This is a genomic window from Lientehia hominis (assembly GCF_021044755.1).
Classification (GTDB): Bacteria; Bacillota; Clostridia; order Lachnospirales; family Lachnospiraceae; genus Lientehia; species Lientehia hominis.
In genome coordinates this window covers 51,922-64,685 of sequence record NZ_JAJNOR010000007.1, presented here as the reverse complement: position 1 = coordinate 64,685, position 12,764 = coordinate 51,922, and the positions used below count along the sequence as shown (strand labels likewise).

General features: G+C 46.6%; 14 protein-coding genes and 1 tRNA gene. 3 read left to right on the top strand and 12 right to left on the bottom strand.

Going from position 1 to position 12,764, the window contains the following annotated elements:
- Window positions 1-2: 2 nt before the first annotated feature.
- The 5 genes from LQE92_RS11895 to LQE92_RS11875 all read right to left on the bottom strand — a co-directional run bounded on the left by LQE92_RS11895 (window position 3) and on the right by LQE92_RS11875 (window position 2,276).
- Window positions 3-455, bottom strand: coding sequence for a hypothetical protein (locus LQE92_RS11895; protein WP_231063174.1), 453 nt, complete (start codon window positions 453-455; stop codon window positions 3-5).
- 55 nt (window positions 456-510) lie between these two features.
- On the bottom strand, window positions 511-1,068 hold the full coding sequence (locus LQE92_RS11890) for a major tail protein (RefSeq protein WP_231063173.1): 558 nt from the start codon (window positions 1,066-1,068) through the stop codon (window positions 511-513).
- Window positions 1,069-1,087: 19 nt separating this feature from the next.
- Window positions 1,088-1,648 (bottom strand): major tail protein, encoded by a 561-nt coding sequence (locus LQE92_RS11885; protein WP_231063172.1) that lies wholly within the window; start codon window positions 1,646-1,648, stop codon window positions 1,088-1,090.
- Window positions 1,648-1,986 (bottom strand): phage tail protein, encoded by a 339-nt coding sequence (locus LQE92_RS11880; protein WP_231063171.1) that lies wholly within the window; start codon window positions 1,984-1,986, stop codon window positions 1,648-1,650. The genes LQE92_RS11885 and LQE92_RS11880 overlap by 1 nt, the downstream gene beginning before the upstream one ends.
- A 125-nt stretch (window positions 1,987-2,111) precedes the next feature.
- A complete protein-coding gene (locus LQE92_RS11875) occupies window positions 2,112-2,276 on the bottom strand; it encodes a hypothetical protein (RefSeq protein WP_231063170.1) in 165 nt (54 codons plus the stop codon).
- 238 nt (window positions 2,277-2,514) lie between these two features.
- Between LQE92_RS11875 and LQE92_RS11870 the strand changes: the two genes are divergently transcribed.
- The 3 genes from LQE92_RS11870 to LQE92_RS11860 all read left to right on the top strand — a co-directional run bounded on the left by LQE92_RS11870 (window position 2,515) and on the right by LQE92_RS11860 (window position 4,602).
- Entirely contained in the window at window positions 2,515-2,898 is a 384-nt protein-coding gene (locus LQE92_RS11870; RefSeq protein WP_231063169.1) for a helix-turn-helix domain-containing protein, read from the top strand.
- Between the two features lie 37 nt (window positions 2,899-2,935).
- The gene (locus LQE92_RS11865; protein WP_231063168.1) at window positions 2,936-3,310 is read left to right on the top strand and encodes a hypothetical protein; all 375 of its coding nucleotides are present in this window, start codon (window positions 2,936-2,938) and stop codon (window positions 3,308-3,310) included.
- A gap of 134 nt (window positions 3,311-3,444) precedes the next feature.
- On the top strand, window positions 3,445-4,602 hold the full coding sequence (locus LQE92_RS11860) for a PTS transporter subunit EIIC (RefSeq protein WP_231063167.1): 1,158 nt from the start codon (window positions 3,445-3,447) through the stop codon (window positions 4,600-4,602).
- A gap of 4 nt (window positions 4,603-4,606) precedes the next feature.
- Here LQE92_RS11860 and bioB read toward each other — a convergent pair whose 3' ends face one another.
- The 7 genes from bioB to trmB all read right to left on the bottom strand — a co-directional run bounded on the left by bioB (window position 4,607) and on the right by trmB (window position 12,747).
- The gene (gene bioB / locus LQE92_RS11855) at window positions 4,607-5,575 is read right to left on the bottom strand and encodes a biotin synthase BioB (protein ID WP_231063166.1); all 969 of its coding nucleotides are present in this window, start codon (window positions 5,573-5,575) and stop codon (window positions 4,607-4,609) included.
- A gap of 160 nt (window positions 5,576-5,735) precedes the next feature.
- Complete coding sequence (locus LQE92_RS11850) at window positions 5,736-9,758, bottom strand: lectin like domain-containing protein (protein WP_231063165.1); 4,023 nt, start codon at window positions 9,756-9,758, stop codon at window positions 5,736-5,738.
- 105 nt (window positions 9,759-9,863) lie between these two features.
- The gene (locus LQE92_RS11845; RefSeq protein ID WP_231063164.1) at window positions 9,864-11,075 is read right to left on the bottom strand and encodes a dicarboxylate/amino acid:cation symporter; all 1,212 of its coding nucleotides are present in this window, start codon (window positions 11,073-11,075) and stop codon (window positions 9,864-9,866) included.
- A 186-nt stretch (window positions 11,076-11,261) separates the two neighbouring features.
- Window positions 11,262-11,334, bottom strand: a tRNA-Lys gene (locus LQE92_RS11840).
- A 122-nt stretch (window positions 11,335-11,456) separates the two neighbouring features.
- Window positions 11,457-11,771 carry a thioredoxin gene (gene trxA / locus LQE92_RS11835; protein ID WP_231063163.1) on the bottom strand — a complete coding sequence of 105 codons (315 nt, stop codon included), beginning with the start codon at window positions 11,769-11,771 and terminating at the stop codon, window positions 11,457-11,459.
- Between the two features lie 31 nt (window positions 11,772-11,802).
- Window positions 11,803-11,937: a hypothetical protein gene (locus LQE92_RS14450; RefSeq protein WP_269141943.1), complete on the bottom strand. Its 135-nt coding sequence runs from the start codon at window positions 11,935-11,937 to the stop codon at window positions 11,803-11,805.
- 81 nt (window positions 11,938-12,018) lie between these two features.
- Complete coding sequence (trmB, locus tag LQE92_RS11830; RefSeq protein WP_231063162.1) at window positions 12,019-12,747, bottom strand: tRNA (guanosine(46)-N7)-methyltransferase TrmB; 729 nt, start codon at window positions 12,745-12,747, stop codon at window positions 12,019-12,021.
- Window positions 12,748-12,764 lie beyond the last annotated feature (17 nt).

Here is a 12,764-nt window from a genome sequence, read left to right as displayed (position 1 = left end):
GTTTATTTGTTCGGGCTCTTCTCTGTTTTCTGATTCTTCTCCCCCTGCGTGGTCTCCGAGTTTTTTCTCACAAAACACCTGAGAAATTCCTCATGAAGCTTTTGTCCGATCTCTGAAGGAGGTATGTCTATCTCTCTTAAAAGATGTTCCCTCTCCACTCTTCGTTTTTCCTCTCCGCATTCCTCTGCTTCAATGGCCAGCCCTTCACTTATCATCCAGAATAAGGTCTGATTTACCATTTTGAGATTAGGCTGTTCATACCGGCCCACCAGCATTCCCGCATCGTTTCTTTTTAAGCTTCCATCTTCCTCTTTTGCCGGTACAAAACCAATCAATTTATTTTCAAATGTCCCCAGATCTCCAAACTCCTCCTGTATTTGTTCCAAAACCACCATATCGCATTTTAAAGGATACTTGTTTCCGGATAATTCTATGTAATTTAATTTGTCAAACATATTTTACCTCCATACATGATCAATATAGGGGCGGCGTGTCACCGCCCCTGTTTTTTTATGCCTTTTCTACTCCAAATTTTCCATTGATCCACTCCAGAGCCGCCGCTTCTGTATCGAATACCCCTACGGATTTCCATTTGCCGTCTGCAAGAGCAACTGCTCTTCCGGCAATAGAAGGTGTCTTGTACTCAATCGCATCCCCCTTTGTTGCATAATCTTCTGCAGGCTCAGAGAATTTCACTTTATATAAGAAATTTCCAGTAAAAGCACGCACGCCGTCCACTTTCTCCACTGTGATCCAGCCCATGCCCACATAATTATTCTGGTCATTTGCATTGAATTCCACTGATTTCTCGGATTCCGTCACTACCGTATGGCCGAACATATCCTGATGAGCCTGAAGCGGAATTGTGCTCGTGTTTAAAGTTACATCTGCATAGTTGAATTCCTTGTCATATTCCGCCTGCATATCGTCTGCATTTAATGAGCCTTCTGCATAGCTCGGTGTCACCTGCAGTCCAATTGCCTTTCCAAATGTGATCGGCGCAGAATACTTTCCTGTCTCTGCATCCAGTTTTCCAATTATAGGTTTTCTAAGTCCAATATAAGCCATGATTTTTTCCTCTCTTTCTTTAATTCAGCCCGGCCATTTTATCCAGCCAGGCGAGTGCCTGTTCTTTAGTTGTAAAAATCCTTTTTTCTTTCCATTCACCACTTGTGATCGGCAGTATTCTTCCAGAAATTGATGGTGTGATATAGTCAATGGAATCTTCCTTTGTTTTATAGGACTGACTGTCCTCATAAAATCTTACTTTATACAGCCAGATCGCAACATATTTTTTCATGCCGTCCACCTTTTCCTCAGCGCTGATTCCGAATCCTACATATCCTGCTTCGTCACCAGTCCGATACCGGATGACCGTACTTCCTTCTGCTGCCGATACAGCATGTCCAAATATGATTTCTTCTGCCCGGTCCGGTATTGTGGCAGTATTCAGGCTGATATCCGCATACTCCAGCTGCTGTCCATAATCCAGATCATTGACATCCTTATATACCGACGTATCTGCATATTTGGGAGAAATCTCTACTTCTATTGCTTTTCCAAACCGAAAGCCCTTGGAGTATGCTACTCCTTCTTTCCCTTCTTCCAGTACGGCCACTGTTGGTTTTGTAAGACCAATAAATGCCATTATGTCACCTCCTCCTCTGTGTCACACTCAAACACAATATGGCGGTGTTCTCCACCTTCATCAATGGAGACCGTGACTTTTGGAAATGTGAATTCCTGCTGAAAAAGCGCACTGCGCACCTGATTTTTCAATGCTGCAAAATCTTCTGAAATCGGCAAATACAAGTGAACCTGAACTTTGACAATTATTGTTTCTGGTCCATCGTCGCCGTAATTCATCCCGAGATCAGAAACATAATTATATGTAAACCAACAATCCGCTGATCCCGTATAAAAGTCCGGCACATATGGATATCCAAACGGTTCTATGGCAGCAGTGATCTTCTCAAATGTCGTCACAATTCACTCACCCCCTTTCTAATAATTTTCTGCACCTGGAAATTCTCGTTCTGCAATTTTTATACTCTCCGGTAATGCCGTTACATTCAGAACCTGACCTCCCTGGCCCAAATTCACCGCTGATCTTATCGTTCTGGCGTTTTTTTTGAGAATACGCGCAGAAAAGTACTGTCACACCATATCAGTACAGGCGCTGCCCGTATCCTCTCCCATCCAGTCTGCCGGATATTCCATTTCGTTCCGGCCGGCATCTTCGGAATACTTTCTTTTATTTTTATTGTCTTTGCCACTTCCGTTCTCCTTCAGCACAAATTTTTTTAGATTTTAATTGCATATACTTTCAAAACATGATACACTTTTTTCAGAAGCAATAGTGAAGTTTTTTGAAGTATCTTTTTTATGAATTATATTTTTAATTACTTATGTTTTTTGAAGCATAGCTATACTATACCCTTTTGTTTTTTAAAAGTCAATAGTTTGTACTTATGTTTTTTGAAGTATTTACCATTTTGTGAAAGGTGAACTAAAATGTATGAGATTTTTGAGCAGTTACTACAAAAATATGGAGTAAGTACCTATCGGGTATCAAAAGAAACTGGTATCGCCCAATCCGTTTTCAGCTCTTGGAAAAGCGGGATCAGCAAACCAAAAAATGATAAGATGCAGAAAATTGCAGATTATTTTGGAGTATCACTCGAATATCTCGTTACAGGCAAAGAAAAAGAAGGCGGCGAGACCTATTATTTAAATGAGGAAACTGCCTCGATCGCACAAGAAATATTTGAAAACAAAGAGCTGAAAATGCTGTTTGATGTGAGCCGCAACGCAGATGCAGAAGACTTAAAAGCGTTACATAACATGGCATTGGCACTGAAAAGGAAAGAACGTGATAACAATGACGAAGGATGTTAACGTTGTCTTAATTAATTTTCCCGCAAAAGGCAACGAAATGGTTTCAGAAAATGAAGACGGCAGTTATACTATACTGATCAATGCGCGCCTGTCCGACGCCGGCCGTCTGAGAGCATATGAGCATGCTATGAAGCACATCTCCGATAATGACTTTCAAAAAGAAGATGTTCAGACTATAGAAGCGGCGGCACATGAAATCCCCAGGGCGGCCTCTTCTGTGTTGGCCGTACCTTCTGTTAAATCCCTGCACGGAAATAAGATCAATAAATTGTTCCGGAATCGAAAAAAAAATAAAACCCGCTGGAAAGATGTAGAAAGGCGGAGAAAATGGCTAAACGCGCACCATCCCGATTGCTTGCCCGGATATGATGAAATTTTGGAAAACCCAATGACCATGGGAAATGATTTTTGAAAGAACCTCTTCTTATCCTCTTTCTTTTTCCCTCTTATGGACTTATAATAAAAGCGGCCCGCAGGCCAAGCCTGCCGCGCCGCTTTTAGATTTTATTCATTTATGACTATTCTGATACAATAGGGGGCACCGTCATGGAAAAGCAAGACCAGGCAGTAATGAAGAAAAACGCAGACAATGGAAAAGCTGAGACAGGAAGCACCGTAAAGAAAACCAGGATGGACCGGGTGGTGGACACAATCTCCGGTATTTTTGTCCCCACGCTTCCGGTCATCACAGCCGCCGGTATTCTGAAAGCGCTGATGCTGCTGCTTTCTGCTCTAAATCTTCTGAACGCGGAGAGCAATACTTATTATGTCTTGTCTTTTGTATCCAGCGCCGGATTCTATTTTCTTCCTCTGCTCTTAGCTCACTCCACAGCTAAGCGGTTCGGCGGCGATCCGTATCTGGCGCTGTTCCTGACCGCGGTCCTCCTGCATCCGGATTTTATATCCGTTTTTAAGGAAGGCGGTTCACTTACCTTTCTTTCACTCCCCATTACAATGATGTCTTACAGTTCAACCGTAGTCCCCGCTATTGTGATCGGATGGTCTGTGGCTTCTGTGGAAAAGCTTCTGCGCAGATGGGTTCCCGGCATCATCGCTTTTTTCGCCGTACCGCTGCTGACCACGCTCCTCATGGCGCCGCTCATCCTGATCGTTCTGGGCCCCGCCGGGATGTTCATCGGGGACGGCCTGAGCAATGGCCTGAACTTAATTCATGAAAAAATAGGCTGGCCGGCAGTAGCTCTGCTGGCAGCCATGACACCGTTCCTGGTCACAGCCGGATTTGGACTCTGTTTCCTGCCGCTGGCCCTCTCTTCTATCACAGCGACCGGCTTTGACCCGTTCAGCCGTCCGGCCTTTCTCGCAGCCAATGTCGCCATGGCTTCCGCAGCTCTCGCGGTATTTGTAAAATCGAAAGTCTGTGAAAATAAGAGTCTTTCCCTTCAGACCTCGATAGTCGCTTATATGGGAATAACAGAACCGTCCATCTACGGAGTCCTTCTCCCCTTAAAACGGCCGTACATAGCTAGTATCATAGGTGCCGCCGTCGGAGGCGCTTTTGCAGGCATCACCGACGTGAAATCTGTAGCCTATGCTTCTCCCTGCTTGATCACCCTGCCCATATTCTTGAGCGGCACCTTTGTATACGCGCTTCTGACGGTCGCAGTGACCTTTGCTACTACCTTTTTACTCACCTGGCTCATTGGTTTCGATGACAAGCCTCTCCACAGCAGCGTAACCATTTAAGGCATCATCTGTTCCACAGACGGGGCACATATCCCAGCTCTCTTATCATCTGAAGATCCTGGCTGATTGTAATTCCTGCTGTGGTCAGCATATCCCCCGATATTGCCGCATTGGCTCCGGACCGGAAGCAGCTTCTTCCTTTGTCCTCCAAAAGTCCCCTGCCTCCCGCCAGCCGGATTGACGCGTCCGGCACCAAAAAGCGGAAGACCGCCGTGATTCTTCTCATCTTCTCTTCCGTCAGTCTCTGATTTCCTTCATAAGGCGTGCCGGGTATGGGATTCAGCATATTCACAGGTATGGAGCGGATTCCCAGCTCTCTGATCGTCAGTACCATATCTATCCTGTCTTCCATGGACTCCCCCAGGCCCATTATGCCCCCGCTGCACACGCTCAGCCCCGCCTCCTGAGCCGCTCGGACAGCGGCGATCTTGTCATCGTATGTATGGGTCGTACAGACCTCCGGAAAATAGGCTCTGGAGCTCTCCAGATTATTGTGCACTCTTTCTGTCCCCGCTTCTTTGAGCTTCCGGTACTGACTTTCATTTAAAAGTCCGAAGGAAATGCAGACCGATAATCTTGTCTTTTTCTTTATCTCTTTTATGCTTTCACACATCCTGTCCACTTCTGTATCAGACAAACATCTTCCTGAAGTCACAATGGAATATCGCAAAACTCCTTTTTGTTCATTGTATTCCGCCTGAGACGTGATTTCTTCCGTGCTGAGAAGAGAATATTTCTCCGCCCTCGTATGATAAAAAGCGGACTGGGCACAGTATTTACAGTCCTCTGAGCACCTCCCGCTTTTCCCGTTTATTATGGTACAAATATCAAAACTGTCTCCGCAGAAAAAGCTCCTGATTTCATCCGCAGCTTCACAAAGTTCTTCCAGCTCCTGTTCCGCAAGCCAGACTGCCTCCGGTTTGCCTATCCATTCCTTCTTTAGAACCCGGTTTTTAATCGTCTGTATATCCATTTCCATATTCCTTTCATCACATCTAAATAATCTCCTTTCTTAATACTAAAGTTCGGCGCCCAGATTGTCAACCAATTATTTTTTTAGTTTACCATAAAGAAGCTGTGCAGTTCAACATTTCTCCTGCACAGCTTCTCTTTTCCATACTCGTATTAAGATTTTACCGTTTCTTTCGTTTCCTGACCATGACGACCGCCAGTATAAGCAGGATGACTGCCGCCGCTATAGCGGAAATTATCAGCGCGGTCACCGGAGCTGAATCTCCTGTCTTAACATTATTTACAGTGCGGTTTGCCGGCTCAGGTTTTTTGTGGTTATCCGCAGAAGGTATCTCTGTCGTTCCGGACGGTCTGGTATTTTCTTCCGACGCATCTGCATCCCTTGGGAAAGCCAATGCAAAGGGAGATAAAGAATATACCTTTACCTGGACTTTGCCGTCCACCACTGTCAGGTTTTTATACGTATCAATCGTATCTTTATCTGATACGATATCTTCGTTATTCCGCTTTCCTTCCTTCACATAATGAAAGACAGCAATCTGCTTTCCATTATACTCCATGCTCACTGGGATGGTCACTGTCAAAGCTCCTTTTATTTCTGTCTCCGTACGATCCTCATTTACCAAAGTAATGTCAAAGACCGATCCCAGAAGCTGGCCGTTCTCCAGCTTATCCTGGAAAGCTTTTCGCACAGCCTCATCCGTAAGATCCAGAATCTTTAAAATTTCTGTACCTTTAAGATTACCGGATGCTTCAAAATTTATGGCGTCGGAGTCCGGAATGCCGGAGCTGTTCTCCACTTTCTTTACGGTTCCTTCCTCAATGGTAAGTATTCCGTTGAGAAGCCTGCCTTTCTCATAATTCCCATCTGCAATGGCCGCCGTCTTTACCTTTAAGGTATAGGTCCCAGCCAGATTGCCGTTTGACATATCCAGTGGTTCAACATCTGCGGTCACACCCAGGGCGCTCTGCTCCACGCCTTCCGGAAGATTATATACTTCAATTTCGTATGGCGCCGGAAACCCTTCTCCATATTTTAATGTTACATCCTTCGCTTTGATATCAACTGCCCGTTTCTTAACGGTCAGCCATCCGTTCACTACACTGACATTGTAATTTGCAGAGCTGGACGTTCCAGTAACAGCCACGCTGCTTCCTGCCGGGGTAAACCTGTCTGCCGGGCAGTCAAACTCTACTGCCAGATCGGCCGCGGTGTCGTCACCCACCAAAGCTCCGTCTGGAATCTCCAGCGAAAACGCCGGGTTTTTATCGCCATATACCTTCGCCGTATCCTTGATGTTCACGGTTACTTGCTTTTTCAAAACTTCCGTTACCTTCAGGCTGCCTTCCGCGGTATTATAATTTTCACTCTCCGCCATCCCAGGAGTAAATATTATATCATATTCGGTCGCATTGCTGTCTTTTACTTCAGGGCGGAGGCTGCTTTGCTTCCATTGGATGGTTCCATTTACCGCCATACCGTCTAATTCGAAAGTTTCCTTTATAAGAGAGTCCCCCAACGACTGACCATAAATGATCTGGGAGCCACTGCCTCTGCCGCTTTGTACCGGGTCCGCTTTGTTCACGGTCAGGGAGATGTCCGCTTTATATGTGTAATATAGACTTCCGGCATCCGCTGTAAAAGTCGCTTTATAAGCCCTTGTCTTCACATCTGGGACGATTCCGCTATCGTCCCAGTTCCAGGTCCCTCCGTCCACATTGGGGAGCGTCACATCAGCCAATGTCTTTACGGGACTGTAGATAATGGCCTCCAATTCCGGCACTGGCGGTTTCTCTTTCACCTGTGACACCACATAATACCCCATCCTGCCGACGTCTGCGCGGAGGACTCCTGTACCAGCACTGTCATTCGCTGTTTCGGAAAGGCTGCCGGTGCTTTCATCAAAATAATAAAGCACCGTCTTGTCAGAACGTGGATATCCATCATCCATGAAAATTCCAAGGTCTACAGATTCTCCGTCTTTGAGTTCCGGTGATATCTCCAATGCATATAGGTAAAAATTCTCTGCTCCGCCCATGGGCTCCAGGGCTGTCCGGACCGCATCATATACGGCTCCGGAACCAATCCTGGCTGCTGACAAAGCCGCATTGGCCGGGAGATAACCATTGTTATCTGTTACTGTGACCCGGTCATTGTCGGCCTTCAGCTCCAGTGGAGCAACAGTATAGCTGAACTCATACTCCTTTGTATTGCTTCCGGCCGGAGCGGACTTAGTGGTCATGACCACGGACGTTCCACCATTTTCTTTAATAAGGTCTGCTCTCGCGATCCGGTCACCCAGCGTATAATCACTGCCATTTACCTTCACTGACATCTGTGCTGTCACGTCCGCACCGTCAGAAAGCGCCGGATTGGTAATCTTAATATAAGAAGTCCCCGCCGGAAGATCTATAATCATTCCTGTTCCGTTTACCGTTATTGTATCCGCTTTAATACTCAAATCCGTCTTGTCAAAGGCCTGACAGTCAAAGGTCAAAAGATCCGGCGCCGCTGATTCAAGCGCTGCGTCATTGGTAAAGGCCTTGATCATGACGTTTCCGAAGGTTATTCCAGTCTGTGCTTGTTCTGTCATATCTATAAATTCACTACCAGAGACCAGAAAGCTCTCTCCCTCATTGCACACCGCCGTCTGATTCAATGAATCCGCGCCGATTTCCACGGGAGTATACCATTTTCCGTCGCTGCCCTTTATCACCTCTACTACAGAAAACTTTTCACCTGCTCCTATTGCAGCCGGAGCGTCCAGTTTTATGGTATGGTAGCCGCTGTATGTAATCATTTCCGTCTTTTCCGCTATCGGTTGAGTTCCGGAGGGCACCGGTCCTTCCATGCCTGCCGGAACTTTATAGATCTTTATGGAAACCACAGAACCTGGTACCAGCGTGACCGCGGACACCGCTTGAATCTCCTCGTCTCCTTTTGCAGTAAAAACATTGGCAATTCCCATCTCCTGGTCATGGGGCTGGAACTGCATAGCACTTGCAAGGCCCAGATAATCATACTGATAATTATTGTCATAATTATCCGTTCCCTCTCCATGGCAGCTCGTCACCTGATCGATGGTTCTGTCGTAGTAAGAAAGCCAGAAATATCCGTCAAGTCCCCAGCCGCTTCCCCAGCTGTTTTTCACCAGCCAAGCGCCGTTTCCCTCCGGCTGTTTGCCCGCTTTGAAGTTCGTACTTGCATAGTCGTCGTCCCATCCCACAATGCTGACGCCATGGTTCTGGACCGTAGAAGCGTTCAGTACATCAACATACTGACAATAATTCGAATAATTAAAATAATCTCCGTTCTTATCACCTCCGGGGGCTGACTGATCTGCGTAATAGGCAATAGCCACCGCTCCAGAATTCATCAGGGCCGTCTTAATATCTGCTGTAGCGGCTGAATTATAGATGTAAGCTGCATCGGCCGCCGGAAGTCCGGTATCATCATATTTATCAAAGACCGCAGGGCTTCCAAGAAAATCCGCGTTTTGAAGATGTACGGCAGAGAGGTTTCTTTTGTCTGCCGCCACACTCCATATGCCTGTCTTACTAGTGTCTCCCGCTTCATTCTGATACGGTGCATCATCTTCTTTTGCCGCTCCCTGCCAGGTAGCTAAAAGGGAAACTGCCTGAGGCATGTTGCCGCCTTTGTCCAGACGTCCCGACTCGGAATAGGTAATTCCTTCTCCCGCCTGATCAGAATCCGCCGCACTGACCTTAACGCTGTCCGCGGTCTGAGTCTCGTAGGCAAACCATGCAAGCTGGCGCTCGGAATAGTCAGGGGATGGCGCTTCCGAGCTGCCTGAATTCCCATTAAGCCGACTGCTCTCCAATGAAGACAGCGCCCCAAAGGCCCAGCAGGATCCCCAAGGATTCTGGTTCTTAACAGTCGTGGATTTGCCTAACGCGCTCAGATTATATGAAACAGGAAGGGCACTTCTGCCGCGTATCTGTCCGCTCTCCGCACTTCTATAAGAACCATGAAAAACGGTAGGGGTAATCCCTCCGGAAGCATTGCTTTGATCCACTTCCAGCAGCTCTGCCGGACCCACAAGGGCTTTTCCCCCAGTACCCTCTCCCGGCGCCGCTGATACGCTCATAACTGGTCCCGATACAACGAGGGCAGCCGCCAGCCCAAAGGCGGCCGCCCGTTTCATCAGCTCTTTCATTTTCATAGTTCTCTCCTTTGATCCCTACTGCGGGTAAAATGCTGTTCCTTTTCAATCATTATATAGAAAATACGGATAGTATGCAAATATAAACGGATGCAGCCATTTTATCTACGCTTTGTTTTCCGGCATCTGCGAATTGCTTTTCCTGTCCACCTTATCCACTATGAAGGCGATGGCCTGATCTCCCGTGATATTACAGGCAGTCCCGAAGCTGTCCTGAGAAAAATGCAGGGATATGATCAACTGAGACATAGGCTCCGTAAAACCGAGCATGGAGGTAATAAGGCCGAGAGCCGCCATCACCCCGCCTCCGGGGACTCCGGGAGCCGCCACCATAGTGATCCCCAGCATCAATATAAAGGGCGCAAACATGCTGAGGGTAGGATTCATCCCATTGGCGATCATAATGCCCATGGCACCGAGAACCAGACAGATCGTATCCCCTGCAAGATGAATCGTCGCGCAAAGGGGAATGACAAAATCCGCAATATCGCCGGCTACGCCATTTTTCTTGGCACTCTCCAGGTTCACCGGAATCGTTGAAGCAGAGGACTGAGTCCCCAGCGCCGTAAAATAAGCTGGCGCCGCATTTTTCAAATTCTTAAATTTATTTTCTTTACAGACCAGAGAGGATATCAGAAACTGAAGCCCGATATACAGCCACTGGAATATCAGGATCATGATAAACAGTTTTACAAACATCTGTATCGTCTGAATCAGTTTTCCTTCTGCAGCAATCTTGCAGAACAGGCCGGCCACATATACGGGAATCAGTGGTATGATCACTTTATTTAAGGTCTTGCTTATGATTTCCTGCAGGTCTTTTATGACCTTCAATAGTGTCGTTCCTTTACTGTTCGCCATACCCAGCCCCAGGAGAAAAGCGAGGATCAGCGCGGTCATAACGCCAAATACTGGTTCGGCTTCAATGGTAAATAAGGCTTCAAAGGTCTTTGAAGCTGCTTCTGCCCCGGTGATTTCTCTTATGAGAGAAGGGAGGAGGGCTTTGCCCGCCAAAAAAGAAGCGAATCCCGCGGTGACAGTGGATGCATAGGCTAAGAGCAGGGTGACGCCAAACAGCTTATTGGCTTTTTTCCCAAGGTCTGCCAGGCCTGCCGCCACAAACGATACGATCAGAAGAGGAATGATAAAGCTTAAAAAGGTACTGAATAATGACGTAAAGGTCACATACAAACTGACGAAACCTTCAAATACCATGGAATCCTGGATGTTTAAGAGATGCCCCAGCGAGCCCAGCAGAGTACCCGCAAGAATACCCAGCAGGAGCTTTACCAAAAGTCCCAGCTTGCGTTTTTTCATGTTGTTTTCCCCATTTCTCTATTTGTTTATACACCGATTTGTAGTGCGTCTTTCTTTGACGTACAAAAGTCCACGGCACAGCATCCTCATTATACAGAATGTCTCCATGAAAAACAACCCTGAAAGTTTCAAACAAAAAAAACACCGTCCCCGGTGCTCTTTCGTCATCGAAAACAGTGCTTTGAGTGCGCCTCCAGGGGCTCGAACCCTGGACACCCTGATTAAGAGTCAGGTGCTCTACCAACTGAGCTAGAAGCGCTTACTAATCCGTGCCCCATGAGCTTGTCTCAGGGGCACGGACATTATTATATCTCAATGTTTTTATAAATGCAAGTACTTTTTTCAAATTATTTCGATTTTTTTCATTGTTTTCCAATACTGTTATGCTAAGGAAAACTCCGAGATCAGCCGGGCTTTCGGAAGGGCGCCGGACAGCCTCTTGACAACCTGTCCATTCTTAAAAAGTATCAAAGTAGGAACAGACTGTACCTGATAACGCATGGCTAGTTCTTCTGCCAGATCTATATTGACCTTGCCAATCTTCACCTTGCCTTCATACTCCACTGCCAGATCCTCGATCACCGGGCCAAGCATCTTGCAGGGACCGCACCACTCCGCATAGAAATCCACCAATACTGGAATATCAGATTTCAATACCTCTTCTTCAAAATTGTCCTGCTGAAAAATTCTTGCCATATTTTTCCCTCCTGTATACTGTACAGGCGCTTTATTTTGACATCTTCCCCAGAAGTTCATTGATTTCCCCTAGGGATCTTTTAATCTTAAGCGCCTTTCTGTTCAGATCCTGTTTATCACAGAATGCCCTGGACAGCTTTTCCTGGAAACTCAGCCTCCGTTTCAAGGCGTTTTCCTCCTACTGTTCTTTTCCTACTATTATATGATTGAACTGCCTGGCCTATGCAGCCGGTTCGCTTTTATTTTATCACGAACATTTCCGCTGTGCAACCAGCTTACAAATAGGATGTCCCTTTTCTGAGAACTTCTGCTCATATTCTGTCATCACATTTCCAGAGGACATTTTCGCGTCTTTATGTAGATCAAAGGTACTTGACAAAAGTCTCCAGCCGGATTCCTCCACCGATTCCAACGAGAATTCAAATAATTTCCGGTTATCGGTTTTAAATTCCACGCAGCCGTTTTCTTTCAATATCTTTTCATATCTGGACAAAAACGCGGAAGAAGTCAGCCTTCGTTTCGCGTGACGCGCCTTCGGCCAGGGATCCGAGAAGTTGAGATAGATACGGGATACTTCTCCGGGAGAAAATAAGTTTTCCAGATACTCTGCCTGTACATTTAAAAATCGAAGATTCGCAATTCTTCCCCCAGGGCCTATGCCGGCGTTCTGCGCCTTCTCAGGCAGGCTTCTGCGTGTCACTGCTGACACTCCGTCCTCCAGACTGCTCCCTTCTGCTTTTTGGACAGCCCGCACCAATACACTGGCATACATCTCTATGCCGATAAAATTTATTTCGGGATTAAGCTCCGCCTGCTTTAAAAGAAACCTGCCCTTCCCCATACCGATTTCTATATAGATTGGATTCTGATTCCCGAAGACTGCTCCCCAGCTTCCCTTATATCGCTCCGGATCATTTACCACATACGGATTTTCTGCCAGCACGTCTCTTGCGCCTTTTACATTTCTCAGTCTCATATGCCATTTTCCTCACA